The 26,050-nt window shown below is 70.7% G+C and carries 29 protein-coding genes and 2 tRNA genes; 18 read left to right on the forward strand and 13 right to left on the reverse strand.

Annotation, left to right across the window (positions count from 1 at the left end; genetic code table 11):
- Positions 1-118 precede the first annotated feature (118 nt).
- Genes O5O54_RS03025 through O5O54_RS03045 form a run of 5 tightly spaced genes read left to right on the forward strand, consistent with a single transcriptional unit; the run spans position 119 to position 4,874 of the window.
- A complete protein-coding gene (locus O5O54_RS03025) occupies positions 119-1,684 on the forward strand; it encodes an ABC transporter substrate-binding protein (protein WP_279478893.1) in 1,566 nt (521 codons plus the stop codon).
- A complete protein-coding gene (locus tag O5O54_RS03030) occupies positions 1,681-2,664 on the forward strand; it encodes an ABC transporter permease (RefSeq protein WP_279478894.1) in 984 nt (327 codons plus the stop codon). The genes O5O54_RS03025 and O5O54_RS03030 overlap by 4 nt, the downstream gene beginning before the upstream one ends.
- Positions 2,661-3,509 carry an ABC transporter permease gene (locus tag O5O54_RS03035; RefSeq protein ID WP_279478895.1) on the forward strand — a complete coding sequence of 283 codons (849 nt, stop codon included), beginning with the start codon at positions 2,661-2,663 and terminating at the stop codon, positions 3,507-3,509. The genes O5O54_RS03030 and O5O54_RS03035 overlap by 4 nt, the downstream gene beginning before the upstream one ends.
- Entirely contained in the window at positions 3,506-4,285 is a 780-nt protein-coding gene (locus O5O54_RS03040) for an ATP-binding cassette domain-containing protein (protein WP_279478896.1), read from the forward strand. Before O5O54_RS03035 ends, O5O54_RS03040 begins: the two co-directional genes overlap by 4 nt.
- Positions 4,278-4,874: an ABC transporter ATP-binding protein gene (locus O5O54_RS03045; RefSeq protein ID WP_279478897.1), complete on the forward strand. Its 597-nt coding sequence runs from the start codon at positions 4,278-4,280 to the stop codon at positions 4,872-4,874. The genes O5O54_RS03040 and O5O54_RS03045 overlap by 8 nt, the downstream gene beginning before the upstream one ends.
- A 6-nt stretch (positions 4,875-4,880) precedes the next feature.
- On the opposite strand, the gene O5O54_RS03050 is transcribed toward O5O54_RS03045, so the two are convergent.
- The 3 genes from O5O54_RS03050 to O5O54_RS03060 all read right to left on the reverse strand — a co-directional run bounded on the left by O5O54_RS03050 (position 4,881) and on the right by O5O54_RS03060 (position 7,787).
- Positions 4,881-6,449, reverse strand: a complete 1,569-nt coding sequence (locus O5O54_RS03050) for a DUF882 domain-containing protein (RefSeq protein ID WP_279478898.1) — start codon at positions 6,447-6,449, stop codon at positions 4,881-4,883.
- Between the two features lie 210 nt (positions 6,450-6,659).
- A complete protein-coding gene (locus O5O54_RS03055) occupies positions 6,660-7,196 on the reverse strand; it encodes a GAF domain-containing protein (RefSeq protein WP_279478899.1) in 537 nt (178 codons plus the stop codon).
- 90 nt (positions 7,197-7,286) lie between these two features.
- Positions 7,287-7,787: a hypothetical protein gene (locus O5O54_RS03060; protein ID WP_279478900.1), complete on the reverse strand. Its 501-nt coding sequence runs from the start codon at positions 7,785-7,787 to the stop codon at positions 7,287-7,289.
- A gap of 126 nt (positions 7,788-7,913) precedes the next feature.
- On the opposite strand from O5O54_RS03060, the gene O5O54_RS03065 reads away from it, so the two are divergent.
- Positions 7,914-8,177: a hypothetical protein gene (locus O5O54_RS03065; protein ID WP_279478901.1), complete on the forward strand. Its 264-nt coding sequence runs from the start codon at positions 7,914-7,916 to the stop codon at positions 8,175-8,177.
- Between the two features lie 42 nt (positions 8,178-8,219).
- On the opposite strand, the gene O5O54_RS03070 is transcribed toward O5O54_RS03065, so the two are convergent.
- The 7 genes from O5O54_RS03070 to O5O54_RS03100 form a co-directional block, all read right to left on the reverse strand.
- Positions 8,220-8,510: a hypothetical protein gene (locus O5O54_RS03070; RefSeq protein ID WP_279478902.1), complete on the reverse strand. Its 291-nt coding sequence runs from the start codon at positions 8,508-8,510 to the stop codon at positions 8,220-8,222.
- 131 nt (positions 8,511-8,641) lie between these two features.
- The gene (locus tag O5O54_RS03075; RefSeq protein WP_279478903.1) at positions 8,642-9,523 is read right to left on the reverse strand and encodes a manganese catalase family protein; all 882 of its coding nucleotides are present in this window, start codon (positions 9,521-9,523) and stop codon (positions 8,642-8,644) included.
- Positions 9,524-9,557: 34 nt separating this feature from the next.
- A complete protein-coding gene (locus O5O54_RS03080; protein ID WP_279478904.1) occupies positions 9,558-10,058 on the reverse strand; it encodes a ferritin-like domain-containing protein in 501 nt (166 codons plus the stop codon).
- Between the two features lie 75 nt (positions 10,059-10,133).
- Complete coding sequence (locus O5O54_RS03085; RefSeq protein WP_279478905.1) at positions 10,134-10,628, reverse strand: DUF4142 domain-containing protein; 495 nt, start codon at positions 10,626-10,628, stop codon at positions 10,134-10,136.
- 270 nt (positions 10,629-10,898) lie between these two features.
- Positions 10,899-11,108, reverse strand: a complete 210-nt coding sequence (locus O5O54_RS03090; RefSeq protein WP_279478906.1) for a cold-shock protein — start codon at positions 11,106-11,108, stop codon at positions 10,899-10,901.
- A gap of 417 nt (positions 11,109-11,525) precedes the next feature.
- Positions 11,526-11,601, reverse strand: a tRNA-Ala gene (locus O5O54_RS03095).
- A gap of 156 nt (positions 11,602-11,757) precedes the next feature.
- Complete coding sequence (locus O5O54_RS03100) at positions 11,758-12,183, reverse strand: TIGR02300 family protein (RefSeq protein ID WP_279478907.1); 426 nt, start codon at positions 12,181-12,183, stop codon at positions 11,758-11,760.
- Positions 12,184-12,421: 238 nt separating this feature from the next.
- On the opposite strand from O5O54_RS03100, the gene aroA reads away from it, so the two are divergent.
- The 4 genes from aroA to O5O54_RS03120 all read left to right on the forward strand — a co-directional run bounded on the left by aroA (position 12,422) and on the right by O5O54_RS03120 (position 17,569).
- Positions 12,422-13,777 carry a 3-phosphoshikimate 1-carboxyvinyltransferase gene (aroA, locus tag O5O54_RS03105; protein WP_279478908.1) on the forward strand — a complete coding sequence of 452 codons (1,356 nt, stop codon included), beginning with the start codon at positions 12,422-12,424 and terminating at the stop codon, positions 13,775-13,777.
- Positions 13,778-14,217: 440 nt separating this feature from the next.
- Positions 14,218-14,862 (forward strand): (d)CMP kinase, encoded by a 645-nt coding sequence (cmk, locus tag O5O54_RS03110; protein WP_279479408.1) that lies wholly within the window; start codon positions 14,218-14,220, stop codon positions 14,860-14,862.
- Positions 14,863-15,119: 257 nt separating this feature from the next.
- A complete protein-coding gene (gene rpsA / locus O5O54_RS03115; protein WP_279478909.1) occupies positions 15,120-16,820 on the forward strand; it encodes a 30S ribosomal protein S1 in 1,701 nt (566 codons plus the stop codon).
- Between the two features lie 149 nt (positions 16,821-16,969).
- Entirely contained in the window at positions 16,970-17,569 is a 600-nt protein-coding gene (locus tag O5O54_RS03120; RefSeq protein ID WP_279478910.1) for a GNAT family N-acetyltransferase, read from the forward strand.
- Between the two features lie 6 nt (positions 17,570-17,575).
- Here O5O54_RS03120 and O5O54_RS03125 read toward each other — a convergent pair whose 3' ends face one another.
- Positions 17,576-18,595, reverse strand: a complete 1,020-nt coding sequence (locus O5O54_RS03125) for an LLM class flavin-dependent oxidoreductase (RefSeq protein WP_279478911.1) — start codon at positions 18,593-18,595, stop codon at positions 17,576-17,578.
- Positions 18,596-18,832: 237 nt separating this feature from the next.
- Here O5O54_RS03125 and O5O54_RS03130 point away from each other — a divergent pair, with 237 nt between their 5' ends.
- From O5O54_RS03130 to O5O54_RS03145, 4 genes are all read left to right on the forward strand, one after another.
- Positions 18,833-19,222 (forward strand): hypothetical protein, encoded by a 390-nt coding sequence (locus O5O54_RS03130; RefSeq protein WP_279478912.1) that lies wholly within the window; start codon positions 18,833-18,835, stop codon positions 19,220-19,222.
- 13 nt (positions 19,223-19,235) lie between these two features.
- Positions 19,236-20,093, forward strand: a complete 858-nt coding sequence (locus O5O54_RS03135) for an MBL fold metallo-hydrolase (RefSeq protein WP_279478913.1) — start codon at positions 19,236-19,238, stop codon at positions 20,091-20,093.
- 70 nt (positions 20,094-20,163) lie between these two features.
- Positions 20,164-20,367, forward strand: a complete 204-nt coding sequence (locus tag O5O54_RS03140; protein ID WP_279478914.1) for a hypothetical protein — start codon at positions 20,164-20,166, stop codon at positions 20,365-20,367.
- Positions 20,364-20,561: a hypothetical protein gene (locus O5O54_RS03145; protein ID WP_279478915.1), complete on the forward strand. Its 198-nt coding sequence runs from the start codon at positions 20,364-20,366 to the stop codon at positions 20,559-20,561. The genes O5O54_RS03140 and O5O54_RS03145 overlap by 4 nt, the downstream gene beginning before the upstream one ends.
- A 52-nt stretch (positions 20,562-20,613) precedes the next feature.
- On the opposite strand, the gene O5O54_RS03150 is transcribed toward O5O54_RS03145, so the two are convergent.
- A complete protein-coding gene (locus O5O54_RS03150) occupies positions 20,614-22,329 on the reverse strand; it encodes a methyl-accepting chemotaxis protein (protein WP_279478916.1) in 1,716 nt (571 codons plus the stop codon).
- A gap of 241 nt (positions 22,330-22,570) precedes the next feature.
- Here O5O54_RS03150 and O5O54_RS03155 point away from each other — a divergent pair, with 241 nt between their 5' ends.
- The gene (locus O5O54_RS03155) at positions 22,571-23,632 is read left to right on the forward strand and encodes a hypothetical protein (protein WP_279478917.1); all 1,062 of its coding nucleotides are present in this window, start codon (positions 22,571-22,573) and stop codon (positions 23,630-23,632) included.
- A gap of 60 nt (positions 23,633-23,692) precedes the next feature.
- Here the strand turns inward: O5O54_RS03155 and O5O54_RS03160 are convergent.
- Positions 23,693-23,767: transfer RNA gene (locus O5O54_RS03160), tRNA-Gly, on the reverse strand.
- Positions 23,768-24,077: 310 nt separating this feature from the next.
- On the opposite strand from O5O54_RS03160, the gene trxA reads away from it, so the two are divergent.
- The 3 genes from trxA to O5O54_RS03175 all read left to right on the forward strand — a co-directional run bounded on the left by trxA (position 24,078) and on the right by O5O54_RS03175 (position 26,034).
- Positions 24,078-25,058, forward strand: coding sequence for a thioredoxin (gene trxA / locus O5O54_RS03165; protein WP_279478918.1), 981 nt, complete (start codon positions 24,078-24,080; stop codon positions 25,056-25,058).
- Between the two features lie 69 nt (positions 25,059-25,127).
- Positions 25,128-25,808 (forward strand): LON peptidase substrate-binding domain-containing protein, encoded by a 681-nt coding sequence (locus tag O5O54_RS03170; RefSeq protein WP_279478919.1) that lies wholly within the window; start codon positions 25,128-25,130, stop codon positions 25,806-25,808.
- A 34-nt stretch (positions 25,809-25,842) separates the two neighbouring features.
- A complete protein-coding gene (locus tag O5O54_RS03175) occupies positions 25,843-26,034 on the forward strand; it encodes a Trm112 family protein (RefSeq protein WP_279479410.1) in 192 nt (63 codons plus the stop codon).
- Positions 26,035-26,050 lie beyond the last annotated feature (16 nt).

Below are 26,050 nucleotides of genomic sequence, written 5' to 3' on the forward strand. Positions count from 1 at the left end.
CGCCCCTTCTAGACCAAGCCATGACGGAAGCGACAGGGTATGACGAATCCGAATAGACGTCATACTCCTCGTCCCATAGGATCGCGCCGATTCGGGGAACGGACCACGAGGGTAAGGCATGATGGGACACGTCCTGAGAGCAGGCGTCGCGCTTCTGTGCCTTCTGGCGCCCGCGCTCGCCGCGCCCAAGACCGACCTCGTGCTGGCCATCGGCGGCGAGCCGGAAACCGGCTTCGACCCGCTCTTCGGCTGGGGGGGCTACGGCCACCCGCTGTTCCAGTCGACGCTGCTCAAGCGCGGGCCGGACCTCGAGACGCAAGGGGACCTCGCCACCGCCTGGTCCCTCTCGGACGACCGGCTGACCTGGACCGTCACGATCCGCCCCGACGCCGTCTTCTCCGACGGGACGAAGCTGACGGCGCGCGACGTCGCCTTCACCTATCTCCGGGGCCGCGAGACGGCCGGCGCGCTGGACCTGTCGGTCCTGGCGGGCGCCGAGGCGATTGACGACACCACCGTTCGCATCCGCCTGACGAAGCCCTGGATCACCTTCACCGAGACCTTCTTCACCCTCGGCATCGTGCCCGCCGCATCCTACGGGCCGGACTACGCCCGCCGGCCGGTCGGCTCCGGCCCCTACCGCCTCCTGTCCTGGCGCGAGGGCGAGCAGCTCATCGTCGAGCGCAACCTGGGCTATTACGGGCCGAAGCCCGCCTTCGAGCGCGTCACCTTCCTGTTCACGGGCGACGACGCGGGGCTTGCCGCCGCGCGGGCGGGCGCGGTGGACCTCGTGTCGGTGCCGGCACCCTTGGCCGACGCCGTGCCGGAGGGCTTCGCCGCCCTGCCGGTGAAGACCGTGGACAATCGCGGCCTCAGCCTGCCTTTCCAGCCGGACGAGGGGCGCACCGCGCCGGGTGGCGGCCGCATCGGCAGCGCGGTGACCTCCGACCCCGCCATCCGCCACGCGATCAATCGGGGGCTCGACCGGCAGGCGGTGGTCGAGGTCGCGCTCCACGGCCACGGCACGCCGGCCTACGGCCCGGTGGACGGCCTGCCCTGGGCGGGCGCGGACGACAGGGTGTCCTACGACCTCGACGCGGCGAGCGGACTTCTCGACGCCGCCGGCTGGGTGCCCGGCGCGGACGGCGTGCGGGCGAAGGGGGGCGTGCGCGCGGCCTTCCCGATCCACTACCCCGCCTCCGACGCGACGCGCCAGGCGCTGGCTGAAACCGTCGCCGCGCTCCTCCAGCCGCTCGGGATCGAGGCGGTGCCGAAGGGATCGTCCTGGGACGCCATCGGGCGCGTGATGCACGCTGAGCCGGTGATCTTCGGCTTCGGCAGCCATTCGCCCTACCAGCTCTACAGCCTCTACCAGTCGGAGCTCGGCGGGGTGGAGTACCAGAACCCTACCTACTACGCGAACTCCACGGTGGACGCCCTGTTCGCGCAGGCGCAAGGGGCACCGAGCCTCGAGGCCTCCTATCCCCTTTGGTCGCAGGCCGCCTTCGACGGGCGGACGGGATACGGCCTCAAGGGCGACGCCGCCTGGGCCTGGCTCGTCAACCTCGACCACGTCTATTTCGTGAACCGCTGCCTCGACGTCGGCCGCCCGCAGATCGAGCCGCACGGCCACGGCTGGCCGATCACCGCCTCCATCGCCTCCTGGACATGGACCTGCGATTGACGATCGTCCGACCCGCCCTTGGCCTCCTGCGCCTCGTCGCGCTGCTTCTTGCCGTCGCGCTCGCCGCCTTCACCCTCCTGCGCCTGTCGCCGGTCGATCCCGTCGCGGCCTATCTCGGCCCCGGCATCGCGCGCCTCCTGCCGGAGCAGCGCGCGGCGCTGGAAGCGGCCTGGGGGCTCGACCAGCCGGCCGCGGTCCAGTTCTGGCGCTGGCTCGGCCATGTCCTTTCGGGCGACCTCGGCTGGAGCACCAGCCACAACGCGCCCGTCGCCGCGGTCATCGCCGAGCGGGGCGGGGCGACCTTGCGCCTCGCGCTCCCCGCCCTGGTCCTGTCCGGCCTCCTCGGCTTCGCGCTCGGCCTCATGGCCGGGGCGCGGGAAGGGGGCCGGCTCGACCGCGCGGTGCGGCTCTACGCTTATGTCTTGGCGGCGACGCCGACCTTCTGGCTGGCGATCGTTGCCCTCGCCGTGTTTTCCGTCGGGCTCGGCTGGGCGCCGCTCTGCTGCTCCGGCCCGATCGGCGTGACGCCGGACGCGGTCACGCTCGGGCAGACGCTTGCCCATCTCGCCCTGCCGCTCACGGTGCTCACGCTTTTCGGCACCGCGCAGGTGACGCTCCACACCCGCGCCAAGGTCGCCGAGGTCATGCGCTCCGACCACGCGCTCTTCGCCTTCGCGCAAGGGGCGAGCCGCCGGGACGTCGCCTGGCGCCACGGCGCGCGCGCGGCGCTCACGCCCGCCCTCACGATCCTCTGCGCCTCCATCGGCGAGATCCTGGGGGGCACGATCCTGGCCGAAGAGGTCTTCGCCTATCCCGGCCTCGGCCGCGCGACCGTGGAGGCCGGCGTCGGGGGTGACGTGCCGCTCCTTCTCGCGCTGACGCTCCTCGCCGCCGCCCTCGTCGCCGGCGGCAACTGGGCGGCCGACCGCCTTTATCCCCATGTCGACCCGCGGTTGCGGGCGGGCGAGGGGCCGGCATGAGCGCCGTGCCGCTCGACACCCCGGCGGTGCCGGTCCGCGCCTCGGGAGGGCGGCGCCTCCCGCTCGCCGCGCTGGCGCTCCTGCCGATCGCGCTCGCGGCCCTCGCGCCTGCCCTTCTCGGCAGCCACGGCCTGACGCCCGACCTGACCGCTCGGCTCCTGCCGCCGACGGCAGCCCACCCGTTCGGCACCGACGCGCTCGGCCGGGACATGCTGGCCCGAACGCTCCAGGGCCTGTCGGTCAGCCTGCGGATCGGGCTCCTGGCAGCCACCGTCTCCGCCGCCATCGCGCTGGCCCTGGCGCTCCTCTCCACCCTGTCGCGCGCGGCGGACGCCGCCGTCTCGTTTCTGATCGACGCCGCGCTCAGCCTGCCGCATCTCGTCGCCCTGATCCTGATCGCCTTCGCGCTCGACGGCGGGGCGGAGGCGGTGGCGGCCGCCGTCGCCCTGACGCATTGGCCGCGTCTTGCCCGCATCCTGCGCGCCGAGCTCCTCGGCGTGCTGGCCAGCGACTATGTCGCGGCGTCGCGGGGATTCGGGCGCTCGCGCCTCTTCGTCGCCCGCGCCCATGTCCTGCCCCATCTCCTGCCGCAGCTCGGCGTCGGGCTGGTGCTCCTGTTTCCGCACGCCATCCTGCACGAGGCGGCGCTGACCTTTCTCGGCTTCGGCCTGGAGCCCTCGAAGCCCGCGATCGGCGTGCTCCTGTCCGACGCGATGCGAACCTTGAGCGCCGGGCGCTGGTGGCTCGCCTTGTTTCCGGGGCTGGCGCTCCTTGTCCTCACCCTCAGCTTCGAGGCGCTGGGCTCGGCCGTGCGGCGCCGGCTCGACCCGCGAGGCGCGCGGTGAGCCCTCTCCTGTCGGTCCGCAACATGTCGCTCGGCTTTGCCGCGCGAGATGGCCGGGAGGCGACGCCCGCCGTCCTGCGGGACCTGTCGCTCGACCTCGATCGCGGCGAGATCCTGGCGCTGGTCGGCACGTCGGGCGCCGGCAAGAGCCTTCTCGCTCACGCCGTCCTCGGCCTCCTGCCGCCGGGCGCCATCATGTCTGGCGAAATCCGCTTCGAGGGGATCCGGCTCGACGCCGCCTCGCTGCGACCTTTGCGCGGGCGGCGCATCGCGCTCCTGCCGCAGTCCGTGACCCATCTCGATCCGCTGATGCCCGCGGGCGCCCAGGTGGCGCTCGCCGCCCGGCGCGCCGGTGCGCCCGATCCGGGGCCGGAGGGCTTCCGGCGCTTCGGCCTCGACCCCGCCTTGCGCGCCGCCCATCCGCACGCGCTGTCCGGCGGCATGGCGCGCCGCGTGTTGACGCTGGCGGCGCTGGCGGGCGAGCCCGACCTCGTGCTCGCCGACGAGCCGACCGACCATCTCGACCCGGAAAGCGCGGCGGTGGTTCTCGAAGCGCTGGAGGGTGTCGCGCGGCGGGGCGGCGCCGTCATCCTCATCACCCACGACCTCGTCTCCGTCCTCCCCCATGCCGGGCGCATCGCGCTCCTGCGCGATGGGCGCCTGGCCGGCATCGAGCCGGCGAACCGCTTCACGGGGACGGGGGAGGCGATCGCCAGCCCGTTCGGGCGGGAACTCTGGCAGGCTCTGCCGCAGAACGGTTTCGGGCGGAATGCTTGAGGGGATCAGCCTGACCTTCGCCCACCGGCCGGGCGAACCCGTCCTGCGGGACGTCTCGCTTCGCGTCGCGCCGGGCGAGGTGGTCGGCCTGTCCGGCCACTCCGGCATCGGCAAGACGACCCTCGGCCGCCTTCTCGCCGGTCGCCTCCGGCCCCAGGCCGGCGCGGTGCATCTCGACGGCCGGCCGCTGGCATCCCGAGGCTTCCGTCCGGTCCAGTACGGCGCGCAGCACCCCGTGCTCGACATGAACCCGCGCTGGCGCGTCGGTCGGATCTTGAGCGAGGCCGGCGTGCCCGATCCAGACCTTGCCGAGCGGCTCGGCGTCGATCCCGGCTGGGCGCGGCGCTTTCCGCACGAGCTCTCCGGCGGCCAGTTGCAGCGCGTCGCGCTCCTGCGCGCCCTTCGCCCGGACACGCGCTTCCTGGTGGCCGACGAGATTTCGGCGCCGCTCGACGCCATCGCGCAAGCCGAAATCTGGCGCCTGCTGCTTCGGCTCTGCTCCGAGCGCGGCCTCGGCATCCTGGCGATCAGCCACGACGCCGCGCTGCTGACGCGCGTCGCCTCACGCCAGGTGGTGCTCGGCGGCTGACCGCGATCAGTCGATGTGCCGGACGGGCAGGAAGTTGACCGCACGGCCCGTGAAGCGCGCGGTGCTGCCGGGCTTGGCGCCGGTCGGCGCGAAGCCGAGGGCGAGAACGTCGTGCGGCCGGTCGGCCACCAGCTTCTCGGCGCTCGGAAGGGCGGGCGCCTCCTCCAGCGCGCGGCGCTCGGGATCGGCGAGAAGCGCGGCGATGGCGAACTGCGAGCCGTGCGGCCGTGCGGCGACACGCTTCTGAGGCTTCGGTGTTCCCGCGACGCGCCCGCCGCGCCCGGTCGGGCTGGCGACGGCGGCCGGCGGGGCGCGCCGGTCGAGCGAGGCTTCCAGGACCGGAGGCCGGGCGTGCGGCATGGGCGCATGGAGGGCCGGGGCGAAGGCCGCCGCCAGCACCGTGGGCTCGGGCGCCGGGGCCGGAGCGGCGGCGGCCAGCTCGGCGGCGATCTCGGACGCCGCGGTCGAGGCGGCGGGCCGCTCGTGGGGCATCGGGATGGCGTGCGGCAGGGCGGCCGGCGTGGCCGCATCTTCCGCCAGCGCTGCCACCAGGACCGCGTTGATCGGGTCGGGCTCGGCCGCCTCGGGCTCGGGGGTGCGGGCCGGGGCATGGGTCGGCAGCGGCACGCGCTCCGGGGTGGCCAGGGCCGCGACCGCAACGGCGGCGGCACCCTTGGGCGCGGAGGCGTCGAAGGCCCCGGCATCGGCCATGGCGACACCCGGCGGCAGTTCGGCGGGCTTTGCCGGAACCGGTTCGGGCGCGGCCGGCGGCGGCGGCGCGGCCTTCTTGGCCAGCATCGGCGCGGCCTCCGTATCGGCCTCGTCCTCCGCCTCGTCGCGCCCGCCGCCGAACAGGGCGGCGAGGAACGAGCGGCGCGGCGCCGTCGAGCCGGAATCGGCCACCATGAGGTCGGAGGCGCCCTTGCGCTTCTTGTAGGAGGCCATGGCCTCGGCATAGCCCGGCAGCGGCTTGCCGTCGGCCGGCAGGTGGATCGTCTTGCCGTCGGGGAAGATGCGCGTCAGCTCCTGCCGGCTCATGCGCGGCCAGTAGCGCCCGGAGCCGACGTCGAAATGCACGAAGGGCGCGCCCGAGCGCGGATAGAAGCCGACGCCGCCGATCTGCATCTTGAGGCCGATCTCTCGCAGCTTGGCGAGCGGCACGTCGGGGATGAAGAAGTCGACCGCCTTGCCGAGCATGTGCTGGGAATGCTCGGCGACGCCCGTATGGGCCGAGCGCGAGCGCAGCATCTTGTTGGTCTCGGGCGCCCGGAAGCCGCCGATCACATGGATCGGCAGGTGCGAGCCGCTCTTCTGGTAGGCCTCCCAGAGGAGGTCGAGAAGACGCGGGTCCATGGTGGTCGGCTGGTTGCGGCGCCAGTCGCGCAGCGCCCAGTTCGCTTTCTTCAGCCCGTCCGGCAGATATTTGCCGTCGCGCTTGAAGGTGATCTCGGACGCTTCGTGGAGGTTGATGTGGTAGAGGCGCAGGGTGCGCGTCTCGGGGCGCGCGGTGGCCGTGGTGCCGAGCGCCACGCCCATCAGGCCGGCCGCCAGCGCGGCCGCGTGCTTCAGGCGCATGCGCGGTCGCACCGATCCCCCTCCGGCCATACCCTGTCGCCCCGCTCTCGTTTCCGTGATGCCATCATGACACAGCGATTGCGTCGGCACGAGGGCATGGGTTGCGTGAAGCTGGATGCGTCCGCAACGGTGGCGTGCATCGCGGCCCATACGGGCGTCGAAGCGGCGCCGCCCGCCCGGCGTGGAGAATCAGGCCCGATCCGGGCCGCGTCACCGGCGGGCGGCGTCCCCGGCGGGGGCTGCCCGGCGCCGCGTCTCCAGATGGCGCATGACGTCGTCGGCCAGCGCCCGCAACCGCTCGGCCTGCTCGGGCGACAGGCCGGCGGGCCGGGGCACGTCGTCCACCACGCAGAGCGTTCCCAGCACATGACCGTTGGGCGCCACCAGCGGGGCGCCGGCATAGAAGCGCAGGTGCGAGCCGCCGGTGACCAGCGGGTTGGCGGCCGTGCGTGGGTCCTGGCTGAGATCGGGGATCACGAGGAGGTCGCGACCGCCGAGCGCATGGGCGCAGACCGACTGGTCCAGCACCGTCTCGGTCTGGTCGAGCCCGTGGCGCGCCTTGAACCACTGCCGCTCTCTGTCCACCAGGGTGACCAGCGCGACGGGCGCGGCGCAGGCCAGCGAGGCCTCGCGCACGATGGCGTCGAACCCGGCCTCGGGCTCGGTATCGAGCACGCGGTATTCGTGGAGCGTGCGAAGCCGCGCCTCATCCGTGGCACAGGCTTGGGGCGAAGGGGTGGACGGCATGCGCGATCCTCGAATGTCTCGGGAATACCGGCGCCGGGGCGCCGGGCATGGGAAAGTCAGGCGGCTTCCGGCGGGCCGCGGAAACCGCCGCTAGTTCGCCGGCTGGGGCGGAATGTAGGGGCGCGGCGGGCCGCCGGCTGCCGGCACGGCCCGACCGCCGAAGGCGCGGCCGACATCGATCCCCGGCTGTCCGCCCTCCACCGCGCGCGGCGGCGGCGGATCGAGGCGTGGGTTGCGGACCGGGGGCGATTCGGCGATGCGCGGCGGCGGGGGCGCCGGCCGATCGAAGCGGGGACGGTCGGGCCTGTCGTAGCGCGGACCGCGGTCACGCGGACCGTCGTAGAAGCGACGGTCCTCGCGGTAGCGCGGCCGGTCGTAGCGCCCGAAGCGGCGATCGTCGCGCCAATAGGGGTCGCGGCCGGGGCGATAGACGGGCCGCGGGCGATAGCGGTCCTCGTAGACCACGACCGGCCGGGCGTCGTAGATGCGCGGCCGCGGTTCGTAGACAGGGTAGTCGTCGTAGACCGGATAGTCCGATACGCAGCCCGACAGGCCGACAAGGGCGAACCCGAGCACCAGAAGACGTTTCATCGAAGCCTCCCAAACCGCAGAACAGAGATAAGGCGGACCCGGCGGGCTGTCGATCCGGTGCCGGCAAAACGCTTCGTCGGAACGGCGGCGGACCTTGGCGCGTCTCCCAGCCGAAGGAGACATGCCATGGCGAATGAGACGAAGGCGATGGAAGACAGCGAGGCGGCCGCTCGGGACAAGGCTGCTCAGGACAAAGCCGACCACGGCGGGGGCATCGGCGACATCGGCCGCCAGCCCCTGGACCGGACGTCGGAGAACCCCGGCCAGGGCACGCCCGCCGCCCAGCCGGGCGGCACCGGCGGCACGGGCCTCGCGACGGACGCGGACCCCGCGCCGTCGGGAGAGAATCCGGACACGGACGCCGACGAGACGCTGGGAACGGTGGTCTGAGCCGCATTTGGTTCGGCGGGCACGCCCGCCGGACCGGTCTCTTCAGAGCCGGCTCTCGTCGAGCTGCGCCCGGAGCGTCATGGCGAAGGCGTTGAGGGCGGCGCGTACGTCGGCCAGGTGCCGGTCGTGGCCCTCAAAACCGTCCTCCTCGTCGGCGGAGAGCGCGGCGCCGAGGCCGAGCACCTCCTCGGCCGCCTCCTGCGGAAAGGTGCCGCGCTGGAGCGCGCGCTCGGCATAAAGGCCGCGCAGGAGAAGATCCTGCGCCTGGAGCTGCGCCTGCAGCTTCATCACCGCGCCGGCCATGACACGGATCGTATCGTCGGATGTGGGCATTGCTGGTCCTTGCGGAACGCGCCGGATGGAGCCGGCTTCGCCCCCATCCATAGCGATCCGCGTTTCGACGGCAAGGGCGGCGGGCGCCGTCACGGCACCCGCCGCCCGCGTTCAAGCGAGGCCGGAGGGCTTCAGAGGTTGCGCTCGATCGCGCCCTCGACCTTGCCGAGGATGCCGGTGGTGCCGGACTTGGAACTCTGCCGCGCCTGCGCGCCGCCGTCGGGCCGCGCCGGGGCGAGGGCGGGCTTGTCGCCCATCGGCGCGGACTTCATCGCCGAGAACTCCGCGCGCCCGTCCATCGACGGGCCGGCGCTCCAGCGCCCTTCCGGGATGGAGCCGTCCACCATGTGCCCGAAATAGGCATAGCTGTATTCGCCGGCTTCCTGCGACTGCGGGAAGGAGTTCGGGATCGGCAGGTTCTCGGCCGCCCCGCCCATGTCCTCGATCGCGGCCAGCCACTGCTGCTGGTGCATCGTGTCGCGGGCGATCAGGAAGCTCAGCATGTCCTTCATGCCGGGATCGTCGGTCATGTTGTAGAGCCGCACGGCGAGCACCCGGCCCGAGCTCTCGGCCGTCACGTTCGCGTACATGTCGGCGGCAAGGTTGCCCGAGGCGTAGACGTGCGAGCAGTCGAAGGGCACGCCGTTGGCGTCGGACGGCAGGGCGGCCAGGCCTGTCGACAGGATGTGGCGCATGTCCATGCCGTTCAGCACGGCGCCGCCCATGGCGTCCGCCGAGACCTCCTCCTGGAAGGACAGGGGGGCGTTCTCGAGGTTGAGCGCCACGGCGGTGGAGAGCATCTCGATATGGCCGAGTTCCTCGGTCGCCGTGTTGAGAAGCATGTCGCGGTACTTGGCCGGCCCGCGCGCGCCGAAGGCCTGGAACATGTATTGGAGGGCGACGCGGATCTCGCCTTCCACGCCGCCGATCGCCTGCTGGAGGGCGCGGGCGAAATGCGGGTTGGGGCGCTCGACACGCACGGGATATTGCAGCTTGCCATCGGTGTAGAACATGGGGTCGTCCCTTTCGGTATGGGGGAAGCGCGGCTCAGGCCGCAGCCTCGGAGCGCTCGTAGGCGAGGCCCTCGGCGATCTGGTTGAGGAGATCGTCGGTCTTCTTCTCCTCCTGGAGGGTCTGGTCGAGGAGATCAGCGGCCTCGTCGTAGCCGAGCTTGGTCGCCCACGACTTCAGAAGGCCGTAGCGGGCGATCTCGTAGTGCTCGATCGCCTGGGCGCAGCCGATCAGCACCTGGTCGGCGGCGTCGGTCTCGCCGAAGTCCTCGAGGTCCTCCTCCATCTCGGCGGTGAGGCCCTGCATCGCCTCGCAGGTCTTGCCCCGCGCCGCCTTGCCGATGATCTCGAACACGCGCTGAAGCCGCTCAACCTGGCCCTGGCTTTCTTCGGCGTGTGTCTCGAAGGCGTCGCGCAGATCGTCGGCCTGCGCGGCCTTGGCGGACTTCTTGAGCGCGCGCACGGACGCCTTCTCAGCGTAGTAGACGTCCTTGAGGGTCTCGTAGAAGGCGTCGTTCAGGGTCTTCTCTCTGGCCATCGGGTGGTCCTTGTCTGAAGCGAAGAGGGGCGGCCTCGCCCGGCCGGCCGGCAGGGCGAGGGGCACGGAAGCCGATCAGGCGATCTGGCGCCGGATGTTCTGGAGCAGGAACAGATGCGTCTCGATGCCGGTGACGCCGACGATGGAGGCGCCGCGCGCCATCGGGTCGGAGCCGTTCCGGGCATAGCGGCGATGGAGGTCGAGAAGCTCGCGGTGGCCGGCGATCTGGCCGTCGACATACATCATGTCGAACATGGAGCCGCGTGCCGCCTCGAGTTCGGCGACGATCGCGGCCTGGTCGGGTCTGAGGCCGGCAGCGCCCGGGCGGGCACCGAAGGCCTGGGCCACGGCGGCCTGCTCTGTGATCTCGAGCTTGGCGAACTCGCGCACCGCCGGGCTCCGCGCCATGCGCGCCGCGAGCTTGCTGGTCGCGGTGGAGAAGTCGCCGCCCATCAGGATCGGCATCTTCATCCGGTCGGCCGGGGCGCGCCGCTGGGCCAAGGCAAGGCCGGGGGCCGCACTGAGCACCGCCGCGCCGAGGAGGCCGCCGGCCAGTTGTCGTCTGTTCATGTCCGCTGTCCTTTCCGAGCGTCCGTCATGGCTCAGAAAGCGGTGGGGACCGGTGGCGTTCCCCCTCGGAAGCGGCTCTTTACTTGGCTGGAGCCGGGTTATGTTTTGCCGCGAAACATCCTATGCATTTCGCCGGGCAAATATCGCCTGCCAAGTATTTCCATATCAAAGGTCTGAAACGCGAAAAGGCCGGGCGATGCCCAGCCTTTCCTTCCGAAGACCGGTTCCCTCGCGCCGGTACATCCGCGGTCGCAAGGGAAGGTGCGGTCTTCAGAGAGCCTTGATGTTTTCGGCGGCGTTCTTGCCCGAGCGGCGGTCGGCGACCACCTCGAAGCTGACCTTCTGGCCCTCGGCAAGGCCCCGCATCCCCGAGCGCTCAAGCGCCGAGGCGTGGACGAAGACGTCGTTGCCGCCCTCGTCCGGTGCGATGAAGCCGAAGCCCTTGGTTTCGTTGTAGAACTTCACGGTTCCGTTGGTCATGACGATGCCCTTTCAAGACACGCGCAAATTGCTCGCCGCGCCGAATGCGAAGCGATACAGAAATCGACAGTGCAGAAGAGGATCGTTCGGGCGCATCAGCGCCGGGAATAGGATCGACCGACAAAGTTCGATCTGCAGAACCTATGTGTTTATTGTGGAAATAACAACCGGCAACCAAAAATGATTCTTGCAAATCCTGTCGCGACACGCGAGACGAGCGCTTCGCGCGGTCGCCAAGCGGTCATCCGGCATCCCGTCCGGCATCGCGGCAGGAACGGATGGCTTTCTGTCGGGCCGGGGACGGGAGGCGAGGTCCAGACCTTACGGCGCCGCGCAGCGACATCGGGCCGGTTGAAGAACGATCGTCGGTAGAAACGGAGAGAAGCCGTGCGATCCATCGCCTCGGACTTCGGGAAGTGGTGGAGCCAAGCGGGATCGAACCGCTGACCTCTACAATGCCATTGTAGCGCTCTCCCAGCTGAGCTATGGCCCCATCGCCGCCGAGGCGGACATTCCGTCGGGACCCTTGGGCAGGCCCCGCGACCGGTGTGGCGGCTAGGTATGACAATGCGGACGGGAGATCAAGCGAAAAAAGAAGGGGCGGGAGGATTTCCCTCACCGCCCCTCGTGGCACCGCATTCCGGCCTGGTCAGACGTCGTCCTCGTCGTCCCGGCCGCCGCCGATGATGTCGGTCATGTCGTCGTCCTCGTCCTCGTCGTCGGCGAGGAACGTGTCGTCGTCGTCCGAATCGTCGTCGTCGATGACGTCGTCATCTTCGTTGCCGTCGACGTTCGGCAGGTCGGACGACGAGCCGCCGTCCTCGTCCTCCGCGACGTCGGTCAGCGACACCGTCTCCTCGTCGGTATCGGCGACCTCCGTCACCTCGACCTCCTCCTGCTCCTCCTCTTCCTCGACGCGCGCGGCGCGGGCCGAAGACGCCTTGACCGTCTCGAAGAAGGACAAGGGGTAGCTCTTGCCGGTGAAGGGCGAGACGATCGGGTCCTTGCCCAGGTCGTAGAACTTGCGGCCCGTTTCCGGGTCGATGCGTTTGGTGCCGAGTTCGGGCTTTGCCATGGCGGGGGGCCTCGTGGGAGCGGTTCGAGGAGGACGGGAAAGGGCGGCGATGGGCCGATCGTTCCCGCCGAAAAATCGGTGGTCCCTTACGGCCTGCACCCCCGCTTGTCAAAGCGCGCGGGAGCGGGGGAGCCATGCATGCGTGACGCCCCGCGTCGCCCATGATAGGGCCTTGCGCCGAAGCGGCCGCCCAGCGGCCGCCCGATCCGTCCTGTCGACCGCTCGTCCGAGGAACTCCATGTCCGGCCACGCCTCCGCCCCCCGCCCCCTGACCAGCCGGCGCACCGGCGCCCTCCGGGGCCGGGTGCGCGTGCCCGGAGACAAGTCGATCTCGCACCGCGCCTTTCTCTTCGGCGGGCTCGCCTCGGGCCGCACGCGCGTCACCGGCCTTCTGGAGGGCGAGGACGTGCTCGCCACCGGCCGCGCCATGCGCCAGATGGGCGCCCGCATCGAGCGGGACGGCGAGGCCTGGGTGATCGACGGCGTGGGCAACGGCGCGCTCCTGGAGCCCGAGGGCGTGCTCGACTTCGGCAATGCCGGCACCGGCTCGCGCCTCACCATGGGCCTTGTCGGGACTTACGAGTTCACCACGACCTTCGTCGGCGACGCCTCCCTTTCGCGCCGGCCCATGGCGCGCGTCCTCGATCCGCTCCGCGAGATGGGCGTCCAGGTTCTGGCCCGCTGCAAGGACCGCCTGCCGCTGTCCTTGCGCGGTCCGCGCATCGCCGCCCCGATCGAATACCGCGTGCCCATGGCCTCCGCGCAGGTGAAGTCGGCCGTGCTCCTCGCCGGTCTCAACACGCCGGGCGTCACCACCGTGATCGAGCCGGTGATGACGCGCGACCACACGGAGAAGATGCTGGAAGGTTTCGGCGCCAGCGTCTCGGTCGAGACCGACGGCGCGGGCGTGCGCACCATCCGCCTTCAGGGGCAGGGCGAGCTGAAGGGCGTGCCCGACTTCGTGGTGCCGGGCGATCCCTCCTCGGCGGCCTTCCTGGTGGTCGCGGCCCTTCTCGTGCCCGGCTCGGATGTCGTGGTCGAGAACGCCCTGATGAACCCGACCCGCACCGGCCTCGTCGAGACGCTGCGCGAGATGGGCGCCGACATCGAGATCGTGAACCCGCGCCTGTCGGGCGGCGAGGACGTCGCCGACCTGCATGTCCGCCACTCCGCGCTGCGTGGGGTCTCCGTGCCCGCCGCCCGCGCGCCGTCCATGATCGACGAGTATCCGGTGCTCGCGGTCGCCGCCGCCTTTGCCGAGGGCACGACGCGGATGGAGGGGCTGGACGAGCTGCGCGTGAAGGAATCCGACCGCCTCGCGGCGGTGGCCGCGGGTCTTGCCGCCAACGGCGTCGCTCACGAGGAAGGCCCCGACTGGCTCACCGTCACCGGGCGTCCGGACGGCCGGGGCCTCGGCGGCGGCACAGTCGAGACCCATCTCGACCACCGCATCGCCATGAGCTTCCTCGTCATGGGCCTCGCGTCGGAGAAGCCGGTGACGGTGGACGACGCGACCATGATCGCCACGAGCTTTCCCGAGTTCGAGGGCCTCGTCACGGGTCTCGGCGGCACGCTGGAGCCGGCGACGCGTTGAACGGCTGGCTCGCCGCCCTTCTCGCGCTTCTCTTCTTCTCGCCGCTCGCCTTCATCTACGCCCGCTCCTTCGCGGGGCGGGTGCAGGCGGGGGCGAGCGCGCGCGGTCGCTCGGTGGCGGCGACGGCGCTGCCCAAGCTCGTCTGGCCCCTGGTCCTCGGCCTTGCGCTGGCACTCCGCCTGTCGGGATCGGATCTTGCCGACTGGCAGGCGGCTGCGGGCAGCCGGACGCTGGCGACCCTCCTTTCCCTCCTTTGGTTCCTCGGCTCGCTCGCGGCGATCCTGTTCTTCGTCACCATCCCCTTCGTTCTCGGGCGCCTTCTCGGCACCCTCTTCGCCTGCATGGGGAAATTTTCGGCGACCCGCGACGATCCGTTGAGCTTCGGGGCGCGAGGCTTCAAAAGGGACGGATCGGAAGCGGACGGGCAAGAGAGCGGGCGCATGGGGTTCACGGTGGCGATCGACGGACCCGCGGCGGCCGGCAAGGGCACGATCGCCCAGCGGCTCGCCGCCCATTACGGCTTCGCCTATCTCGACACCGGCCTTCTCTACCGCGCGATCGGCCGTGTGGCGCACGAGCGCGGCCTCGATCTCGACGACGCGGCCGCGATGGGAGAGGTGGCGCGCGCGCTCGACCCCGCCGTCCTCGACGACGGTTCCTTACGCGGCCGGGAGGCGGGCGAGCTTGCCTCCCGCGTCGCGATCCACGCGCCGGTGCGCGCGGCGCTGACCGAGTTCCAGCGCGGCTTCGCGCGTCGGCCGGGCGGGGCGGTGCTCGACGGGCGCGACATCGGCACCGTGATCTGCCCGGAGGCCGAGGTTAAGATCTTCGTGACCGCCTCGGCGGAGGTGCGCGCGCGCCGCCGCACGGACGAGCTTCTCGCCAAGGGCCGGGCGGTCGACTACGAGACGATCCTCGCCGAGGTGCGCGCGCGAGACGAGCGCGATTCGGGCCGCGCCGCAGCCCCTCTCAGGGCCGCGCCCGACGCCGCCTTGCTGGACACGAGCGAACTCGATATAGAGGAAGCGTTCCAGGCGGCTTGTCGTATCGTCGACGCGTCGCCACATCCACGGAACGGAGCGTAGACGCCGTCCATCGACCGGCCCCCGGGCCAGCCGCAGGGCGGCCCGCATGCGTTTCCAGGTTTGAATTCACCGCCGGCCGCCGGTTCCTCGCGCCGAAACGGGTTTCCCGCCATCTGAGGCCGGGCTTCCCGTGCCCCCAGCCCACCCGCAACGCGCGGGCGCGGCCGGAGGCGGAACCGGCCGGACGGCCCCGTAGCGACGAACCCCCGGCGCGATGCCCCGAGCCTCGGATAGAGGCGGGGTCCCAAGGAGAACGAATGTCCAACGCAGCAGTCTCGCGCGACGATTTCGCCGCGCTTCTCGAAGCGTCCTTCCATGAGAACGATGTCGCCGAAGGCGCCGTGGTCAAGGGAACGGTCGTCGCGATCGAGAAGGACATGGCCGTCATCGACGCCGGCCTGAAGGTCGAGGGCCGCGTCGCCCTCAAGGAATTCGGCCAGAAGGGCGGCGAGTCCACCCTCAAGGTCGGCGACGTGGTCGACATCTATGTCGAGCGCATCGAGAACGCGCTCGGCGAAGCCGTCCTGTCGCGCGACAAGGCGCGCCGCGAGGAGAGCTGGGTCAAGCTCGAGGTCAAGTTCAACGCCGGCGAAAAGGTCGAAGGCCAGATCTTCAACCAGGTCAAGGGCGGCTTCACGGTCGACCTCGACGGCGCCGTGGCCTTCCTGCCGCGCTCCCAGGTCGACATCCGTCCGATCCGCGACGTCGGCCCGCTGATGAACACCCCGCAGCCGTTCCAGATCCTCAAGATGGACAAGCGCCGCGGCAACATCGTCGTGTCGCGCCGCACGGTTCTCGAAGAGAGCCGCGCCGAGCAGCGCTCGGAGATCGTCCAGAACCTCGAGGAAGGCCAGATCGTCGACGGCGTGGTCAAGAACATCACCGACTACGGTGCGTTCGTCGACCTCGGCGGCATCGACGGCCTGCTGCACGTGACGGACATGGCCTGGCGCCGCGTCAACCACCCGACCGAGATCCTCCAGATCGGCCAGTCGGTGAAGGTGCAGATCATCCGCATCAACCAGGAAACCCACCGCATCTCGCTCGGCATGAAGCAGCTCGAGGCGGATCCCTGGGAGGGCATCGGCGTCAAGTACCCGATGGGCGTGAAGGTCTCCGGTCGCGTGACCAACATCACCGACTACGGCGCCTTCGTCGAGCTGGAGCCGGGCATCGAAGGCCTGATTCACGTCTCGGAGATGAGCTGGACCAAGAAGAACGTCCATCCGGGCAAGATCCTGTCGACCTCGCAGGAAGTCGAAGTGGTCGTGCTCGAGGTCGATCCGGTCAAGCGCCGCATCTCGCTGGGCCTCAAGCAGACGCTCCAGAACCCCTGGGAAGCGTTCCGCGACCAGTTCCCGGTCGGCACGATCGTCGAGGGCGAGGTCAAGAACAAGACCGAGTTCGGCCTGTTCATCGGCCTCGAGGGCGACGTGGACGGCATGGTCCACCTGTCGGATCTCGACTGGTCGCGTCCGGGCGAGCAGGTCATCGACGAGTTCAACAAGGGTGACACCGTGCGCGCCCAGGTTCTCGACGTCGACGTCGAGAAGGAGCGCATCTCGCTCGGCATCAAGCAGGTCGGCGGCGATTCGTTCGCCCAGGCCGCCGAGTCCGGCGAGCTGCGTCGCGGCGCGATCGTCACCTGCGAGGTCACGTCGGTGAACGAGGGCGGCATCGAGGTCCAGATCGTGGACACCGATCTCACCGCCTTCATCCGCCGCAACGACCTCGGCCGCGACCGCGACGACCAGCGCCCCGAGAAGTTCTCGGTCGGCCAGAAGGTCGACGCGCGCGTCACGCAGTTCGACAAGAAGGCCCGCCGCGTCGGCGTGTCGATCAAGGCGCTGCAGATCGCCGAGGAGAAGGAAGCGGTCGCCCAGTACGGCTCGACCGACTCCGGCGCCTCGCTGGGCGACATCCTCGCCGCCGCCATGAACAAGCGCGACGCCGAGTAATCTCGGACCCCGGGCGTTTTCGGGCGCCCGGACACACGTGAAACGAAAAGGCCCGCCCGGGGAGACCGGGGCGGGCCTTTTCGTATGCGGCCTTGCCCCGGGGCGGGCGCCGTGGCATCCGGCCGGAAGGACGTTTGCGCAGGACCCTCATGAGCGACAGCCCCCGCTTCACCCCGATCGGCCGCGGCAAGATCGCCGCGATCGCGACCACCCTGGAGATGCGCGAGGAGGCGCCGCCGCGCGCGGAACCGGACAGTCTGGACGGCGAGGTCGTCTCGCTGGAGGGCATCTCGGCCGACGACTATCTCGACCTCTTCCGCCGCGTGGGCCAGGACTATCTCTGGCTGACACGCCTGTTCATGACGCGCGAAGCGCTGGAGGCGACGCTCGCGAGCCCGACGACGGAGGTCTTCGGCGAGCGCGTGAACGGGCGGCTCGAAGGGCTTCTCGAACTGGATTGGTCGGAAGGCGGGGGGATCTGCGAGATCAAGTATTTCGGCGTCACGGCCGCACGGCAGGCGACGGGCGCCGCGCGCCGCCTGATGAACCACGCGATTCGCACCGCCTTTTCAAAGGGGGCGACGCGGCTCTGGCTCCACACCAACACGATGGACCACCCGCGCGCGCTCGCCTTCTACGCCCGCTCGGGCTTCAAGGCGGTCGCCCAGGAGGTCGAGATCAACGACGACCCGCGCTTGGCCGGCCTCCTGCCGCGCGACGCCGCGCCGCACGTTCCGATCTTCGACTAGCGCGGCTCAGCGCCAGCCGAGCGCCGGCGCGACATGGGTCAGGATCGCCTCGATCACATGCGCGTTGTAGGCGACGCCGAGCTGGTTGGGCACGGTGAGGAGCAGCGTGTCGGCCTCCGCGATCGCCTCGTCGCGGGCCAGCGCCTCGACCAGCCGGTCGGGCTCGTCGGCATAGGAGCGCCCGAACACGGCGCGCATGTTGTCGATCACGCCGACCTGGTCGTGCGAGGCGTCGCGGCCGAAATAGGCGCGGTCGAGATCGCTGACGAGCGCGAAGATCGAGCGCGACACCGAGACGCGCGGCGTGCGGGCGTGTCCCGCCTCCGTCCAGGCGGCACGATAGGCCCGGATCTGTCGGGCCTGCTGCACATGGAAGGGCTCGCCCGTCTCGTCCGCCTTCAGGGTCGAGCTCTGGAGGTTCATGCCCATCTTCGCCGCCCAGACGGCGGTGGCGTCGGACGCGGAGCCCCACCAGATCCGCTCGCGAAGCCCCTCCGAATGCGGCTCGAGGCGCAGGAGGCCCGGCGGATTCGGGAACATCGGGCGCGGGTTCGGCTCGGCGAAGCCCTCGCCCTTCAGCACCTCCAGGAACATCTCGGCATGGCGCCGCCCCATGTCGGCGTCGCTCTCGCCGGGCAAGGGCACATGGCCGAAGTGCCGCCAGCCGTCGATCACCTGCTCGGGGCTGCCGCGGCTGATGCCGAGCTGCAGGCGTCCGCCGGAGATCAGGTCGGCCGCACCCGCGTCCTCGGCCATGTAGAGCGGGTTCTCGTAGCGCATGTCGATGACGCCGGTACCGATCTCGATGCGGCTCGTCCTGGCGCCGACGGCCGCCAGCAGCGGGAAGGGGGAGGCGAGCTGCCGGGCGAAATGGTGGACGCGGAAATAGGCGCCGTCTGCCCCGAGTTCCTCGGCCGCGACCGCCAGCTCGATCGACTGGAGAAGCACGTCGGCGGCCGAGCGGGTGCCGGAGCGGGTGGAGGGCGACCAGTGGCCGAAGGACAGGAAGCCGATGGACTTCGTCATCGAAGCGTCTCCGAATACGGCCGCGACGGGCCGGAGGACGATGGGGCGGCCGATAGGGGGCCGCCAAAACGTGCGTTCCTCCTGCACCCGTTCGGGGCGCGGTGTCGAGCCGGCGGACGGTGACCTCAGCGTCTCCGAAATCGTGCTGTCCGGGGCCGGTCTTGCGAGCCGCCCACGGATTTCGCGGCGAACGGGAAGGGGCCTTGGGGCATTTCGGCCCCGAACAGGAGACGCCCGATGCATGCCCTGCACGAACCCATGCACCCCAACACCGACGCCCAGGCCATAGCGCGCGGCCTCGGCTGGTTCTCCATCGCCCTAGGCCTTGCCGAACTCGCCGCCCCCCGTCGAATTCGGGACGAGACAGGCGCGCCTGCACCGACCGGGCTCGTGCGCGCCTTCGGCTGGCGCGAGATCGCAACAGGCGTGGCCATTCTGGCCGCGCGCCGGCCGGTCGCCATGGTCTGGGCGCGGGTCGTCGGCGACGTCGCGGACCTCGCCGTCCTCGCGCCGACCCTCAACCGCGACAACCCGCACCGGGCGGGTGGAGCCGGCACCTTTGCGGCGGTCGCCGCCATCACGCTTCTGGATCTCTGCATCGCCCTTCAGGGCGACGAGACGCGGTGAGGAGAACGACGCCATGACGGTCCAGATTCCGCTTAGGGCCGAAGCCCTGGCGCCAGAGCGTCTCGGCGAGGCTCATATCCATGAGGTGCGTCCGGACCTTGCCTACCTGCGCACCGCGATCGTCAACGTCGCGATGATCGGCCCCGCGGGGGCAGGCGACCGGGGCTGGGTGCTGGTGGACACCGGGGTGACCGGCGCGCGCGAGGCGATCGTCGCCGCCGCGGCGGCGCGGTTCGGCGAGGGCGCGCGGCCCGCCGCGATCGTCCAGACGCACGGACATTTCGACCATGTCGGGGCGCTGGAGGCCCTGTCGGAGGGCTGGGACGTGCCTGTCCTGGCGCATCCTTTGGAACACCCCTTCCTCGACGGGCGTGAGGCTTATCCGCCGCCCGACACGGCCGCCGATGGCGGGATCATGCCCAAGCTGGCGCCGCTTTTTCCGCGCTCACCCGTCGACGTCTCTCGTCGGCTGAAGCCCCTGGGCGACGACGGCGGCATCGAGGAGCTGCCGGGATGGCGCTGGCTTCACACGCCCGGCCACACGCCGGGCCACGTCTCGCTCTGGCGCGAAGGGGACCGCACCCTCCTGGCCGGCGACGCCGTGATCACGACGGGGCAGGAATCGGCCTACGAGGTGGCGGCGCAGGCGCCGGAGATGCATGGCCCGCCGCGCTATTTCACGCCCGACTGGAACAGCGCCGCCCGCTCGGTCCGGCTCCTGGCGGCACTGGAGCCGGACCTCCTCGTGACCGGTCACGGCCGCGCGGTGGCGGGCCCCGCAATGCGCGGCGCCCTCCGGCGGCTGGCCGACGGGTTCGAGGCGATCGCCCCGCCCGAACGCCTCCGCCGAGCGGCGGGCGGCGCATCCTGAAGGCCTGCGGCCAAACGCGCGGCATCCCATTTCCGGCTACCCGCGTTCCTCCCGCAAAGGAGACATGGACATGAATCATCCCAAACTCACCGACGGGCTCAACGACCATCCGCGCGAGGCGCCCATCGGCCAGAGTGCCGGCGGGTTCCCCGACGATTCCAGCCAGCCGATCATGGTCGAGGACGCCGAGGCCGCCCGCATCGCGGCGGCGCTGGGCATCAACGACCAGCCTAGCGAGAGCGACATCGAGGAAAGCGAGGCGCACCCGTCATGACACTCGGGAAGATCAAGCGGCGGTCGGCCCGCCCGGCCTTGAGATCCGCCGTGCTTCTGTCCGCAGCGCTGATGCTCGCGGCCTGCAACGGCTCGGCCGGCCAGAAGGCCGGCAGCGGCGACGGACCCACGAACAGCGCCGGCTCGTCCAACGAGCGGGGCACGGCGACCAACGGACAGCCCGCCGCCGAATGAGCGCAGGGATGCGCCGTCGCGGGACCGGCGGTCCCGCGACGGCGGCCAAGTCTCAGTAGCGCCCGCCCGCCGCGCGCCGCGCGGGAAGGCGGTGGACCGCCGGGGCCGCGGCGTTGCCGGCGCCGTCGGTGCGGAAGTAGCCGACGCGCTCGGAGAGCTTGGCCGTCTCGGCCAGAAGCGTCTGCGTGGCCGCCGTCGTCTCCTCCACCATGGCCGCGTTCTGCTGGGTCACCTTGTCGACCTGGCCCGCGGCGGCCGAGACCTCCGACAGGCTCACCGACTGTTCCTGCGCCTTCTGGGCGATGGCGCTGACGACGCGGCTCATCTCGCCGACCTGCTCGACGATCTCGGCGATGCTGCGGCCCGAGGAGGTGACGAGGTCGACGCCCGCCTCCACATGCGTGCCGGACGCCTCGATCAGATCCTTGATCTCCTTGGCGGCTTCCGCCGAGCGCTGGGCGAGCCCGCGCACCTCCTGCGCCACGACCGCAAAGCCTCGGCCCGCCTCGCCGGCGCGCGCCGCCTCGACGCCCGCATTGAGAGCCAGAAGGTTGGTCTGGAAGGCGATCTCGTCGATCACGCCGATGATCTTGCCGACCATGTCGGAGGACTGCTTGATCGCGCCCATGGTCTTGATCGCGGAGGCGACGATCTCCTCGCCCTTCTGCGCGTTGCGCAGGGCGACGCTCGCCGTCTTCTGGGCCTGGCTCGCCTCCGAGGTCGTCTCGCGCACGCCCTGGGTCACCTGGCTGATGGCGGCGGAGGTCTCCTCCAGCGCCGCGGCCTGCTGCTCGGTGCGCTGGGCGAGGTCGCCGGCGGCGACCGAGATCTCCGACATGCCCTCGGCGATGCGGGCCGAGGTGTTCTGCACCTCCTGGATCGTATCGCGCAGCGTGCTGCGCGCCCGGTTGTAGTCGATGCGGAGCTGGTCGAGCTCGGGCGTCAGGGGAACGGTCAGCTCCTGGTCGAGCCGCCCCTCGGCCAGCGCGCCAAGCGCCGCGCCGATCTGGCCCACGGCCTTGACGCGAGGCGTCACGTCGACCGCGAACTTCACGATCTTGGCCACCTTGCCTTTCGCGTCCATGATCGGGTTGTAGGAGCCCTGGATCCAGACCTCCTCGCCGCCCTTGGCGACCCGGCGGAACTCGCCGCTCTGGAACCGGCCGCCGCGCAGCTCCTCCCAGAAGCGGGCATAGTCCGGACCCGCCCGGTAGGCGCTGTCCACGAAGAGCGAATGGTTCTGGCCCACCACCTCATCGAGGCGGTAGCCCGTCGCCTTGAGAAAGGCCTCGTTGGCCGTGATGACCGTGCCGTCGGTGCGGAACTCGATCACCGCCTGCGACCGGTTGATGGCGGCGATCTGCGACGTGTAGTCGATGTTGGCGAGGCGCACCTTGGCGTCGGCCCATTCGACGCAGAAGGCGAAGGTCCGGCCGTCCTTGCGCAGCGGCGTCACCACCAGATCGAAGATCCAGTCGGCCACTCGGATCGTCGCGTTGTAGCGCGACTGGAGGGCGCCCAGGAGGTTGCGCTGGTGCGAGGGCGTCTTGTGGAAGATGTCGATATTGCTGCCGATCAGCTTGGCGACGGAGAAGTTGGGCAGCTCCTTGCGCAGGTCCGCTTCCGCCTCCTGCAGGAGCTTGGTCAGCGACGCGTTGACGAAGGTGATGCGCAGGTCGGCATCCGCCAGCATGACGTTGGCGCTCAAACCTTCCAATGCCGCCCGAACGTCGCCCGAGCGAGAGCTGCCGAATACGCCGAGTCCCATGATGTTTCTCCCCGCGATGCCCTGCGCTCGCGCCGAGGTTCCATGATCGCCCGTTCACGTTGATGTGTGGTTAACAAAACGCTTCCCAGCAGAATGTTTCGGTTGAAGGGTTGAAACCTCGGAGAGTGCCCTAGAGGGTTTTGGCGGGAGAGATTCACGCTCGCCGCGCGGCTCGTCGACCGTTTACAACAGGTCGGCCGCATGGCTTCCTTCGAAGTCTGTCGTCTGGAGGCTGGAGGGAATGATGCGCCGTGGCCTTTGCGGATGGATCGCGGCCTGCCTGATGGGCCTTTCCGCACCGGCCTGGGGCGCCGTCACCTTCGAGCGGGCCGACATGGGCGACGGGCGCGTTCTGATCGTCCGGGGAACCTTCGAGTTCTCGGACGACCCGGCGACGCTCGCCGCCGAGGTCTCCGCCTTCCAGCCGATGCTGGTCTCGTTCGATTCCGGCGGCGGAAACGTCGTGGCGGCCATGCGCTTCGGGCGCGCCATCCGGCAGATGAACCTCTCCACCCTTCAGCTCCGCTCGTCGGACTGCGCGTCCGCCTGCACGCTGGTCTTCATGGGCGGCGTCCACCGCTTCGCCGAGCCCGGCGCGATCGGCGTGCACCAGGCTTCGTTCTCCGGCGACGCCGGCATCGAGGGGCACAGCGCGGTGGCGGCGGTCCAGGCGCTGACGGCCGAGATCATGAGCTACATGATCGAGATGGGCGTCGATCCCCAGCTCCTGCAGCTCAGCCTGTCCACCGAAAGCTCGGACATGCGCTATCTCACGGCGGGCGAGATGCGACGCTTCCGGGTCACCACGGAGGGCGAGCGGGAGATCGCTGCGGCGACGCCCGGTCCCGCGCCCGCGCCTGTGCAGGGCGCCGGCGATCCGGACGACGGCGGGAGGGGCGGCGGGCCGGGGGATGTCCTCGATTTCCTTCACCGCTATCACGCGGCCTGGTCGGGTTCCAACGGCGAGGCGATGGCCTTCACCCGCACCGCCTATGCGGACCGCGTGTCCTATTTCGGCAAGACGGCGACGCGCGCCGCCATCCTGAAGGAGAAGGAAGCCTTCGCCCGGCGCTGGCCGGTCCGCGCCTATGCCCTGCGGCCGGGTTCGGAGCGGGTGCGCTGCGCCGCGACCTGCCGGGTGGAGGCCGTCGTCGACTGGCATGCGAGAAGCGACGCGCGCGGCAAGACGGCCTCGGGCGCCGCCACGATCGCCATCGAATGGGATCCCGCGACCCGCCGCATCCTTTCGGAAGACAGCAAGGTCCTGAAGGCCGACCGCCGCCCGACCCGCCGCGCCGACTGACGCAGCCGCGAAGGCGCAGTGCCGCCGTCGATCGGACCATAATCTGAACTGGAAGAAAACTGGAGCGGGCGATGGGATTCGAACCCACGACCCCAACCTTGGCAAGGTTGTGCTCTACCCCTGAGCTACGCCCGCCCGCTCCTCGCTTCCGCCGCTGGGCTGTTCGCCTCGGCGTCTGCGGTGAGCGGCTTATGGCCCAAGGGGCGGGCGAATGCAACAGGGAAAATGACGGGGAGACGACGAATTCGGCGTCGGCGCTCGAAGGCCGTGTGTCACGGACGGCGCGGTTCTTGATGGCGCGGCGCTTGCGCACGATATGGCGACCTGTCATCCCCGATGGGCCGGGCGGCCATGCCGGTCGCCCTGACGATGTTTCGGCCCCTGCCGGCCGCGACCCCTCGCGGGCGCGGCCGGCGGGGCGCCTCCAGCGACGCGGACGGTCTCCATGAGCAACAATCCCTATGCTTCGCCGCTCGGCGGCTACGGCGCGCAGACGACGAGCGGGAGCGCCGCGACAGGCCGCCCCGGGGCTCCGGCGGCAGCGGCCGGCGATCTGGTGAAGGACACGACCACCGCGAACTTCTCGGCCGACGTCGTGCGCGAGTCGCGCAATCAGCCGGTTCTGGTCGATTTCTGGGCGCCCTGGTGCGGTCCCTGCAAGCAACTCACCCCCGTTCTCGAGCGCGTCGTCCAGGCCGCCGGCGGACGGGTCAAGCTGGTCAAGATGAACATCGACGAGCATCCCTCGATCGCGGGCCAGCTCGGCGTCCAGTCGATCCCGGCCGTGTTCGCCTTCGTGGACGGGCAGCCGGTGGACGGCTTCATGGGCGCGCTGCCCGAAAGCGAGGTCAAGGCCTTCATCGACCGCCTGACCGCCGGCCGCCCGGCGCCAGGCGGCGATCCGCTCGCCGAGGCATTGGATCAGGCCGGCGAGTTCCTGAAGGCGGGCAATGCCGCGCAGGCCTCGCAGCTCTTCGGCGCCGTGCTCCAGCACGACCCGGAGAACGCGCGGGCGGCGGCGGGCCTCGCCGAGTGCTACCTCGCGGCCGGGGATACGGCACGGGCGCAGTCGGTGGCCGACGCGATGCCCCCGTCGGTTCTCGACGATCCCGCCTTCGCGGCCGTCAAGGCGCGCCTGAAGCTTCTGGAGGAGGTCGCGAGCCTCGGCGACCCGGCGGCACTGCGCGCGCGCCTCGAGGCCGACCCGGACGACCACCAGGCCCGCTTCGACCTCGCCTTGATCGCGCAAGGGCTCGGCGACCGCGCGGAGGCCGCGGACCAGCTTCTGGAGATCGTCCGGCGCGACCGGACCTTCGCCGACGACGGCGCCCGGCGCAAGCTCCTCGAGTTCTTCGAGGCCTGGGGGCCGACCGATCCCGCCACCAAGGACGGTCGCCGCAAGTTGTCCTCGCTCCTGTTCCGCTGAACGGCCGCCGCCCTTGGCGAGGCGAGCCCGCGCGCCAATTGGGCGGGGACACGAGGGAGACTCTTAGCCGTGGTCCAGGCCGGAAACGTCAACTACCGCACGGAAGCGGACCTGCCCGAGACGGTGCCGGTCTTTCCGCTCACGGGCGCGCTTCTCCTGCCGGGCGGCCAGATGCCGCTCAACATCTTCGAGCCCCGCTATCTCGCCCTGTTCGACCGGGCGCTGTCGGGCGACCGCGTGGTCGGCATGATCCAGCCGCGCCTCGACGGCGCCCTGCGGGGCGACGGCGAGCCGGAACTCTGCGCAGTCGGGTGCCTCGGGCGCCTGACCTCCTTTTCCGAGAGTGGCGACGGGCGCTATGTCGTGAGCCTCCAGGGCATCGCGCGGTTTCGCGTCCTGGAGGAGATGGAGACGGACGAGCCCTTCCGCCTCTGCCGCATCGCGCCCTTCTCGGCCGATCTCGACGCGGGCGACGGGGCGGACGAGGTGGACCGCGAGGGGCTGCTCAAGGCGTTCCGCATGTATCTCGAAGCCAACCAGCTCCAGGCCGACTGGGACTCCGTGTCGAAGGCCTCCAACGAGACGCTGGTCAACGCCTTGTCGATGATGTCGCCCTACGGCGCGGCGGAAAAGCAGGCCCTTCTGGAAGCGCCCGACCTCAAGACGCGGGCGGAGACGCTGATCGCCATCACCGAGATCTCGCTGGCGCGCGAGAATTCGAGCGACGGCGGCGGCCAGATCCTGCAATAGGATCGGCATGACATCCGAACCGGAGGGACGCGCCATGCCGGACGAAGCCGAGCGCAACCGCCCCGACCCGAAGCTGCTGGAGCTTCTGGTCTGCCCGCTGACCAAGGCGCAGCTCACCTACGACGCCGAGCGCGGCGAGCTCGTGTCCAAGGCGGCGCGGCTCGCCTATCCCATCCGTAACGGCATCCCGATCATGCTGCCGTCGGAGGCGCGGCCGCTGGAATAGACGAAGGGCGGGGATC

Source organism: Aureimonas sp. SK2 (genome assembly GCF_029813115.1).
Classification (GTDB): Bacteria; Pseudomonadota; Alphaproteobacteria; order Rhizobiales; family Rhizobiaceae; genus Aureimonas.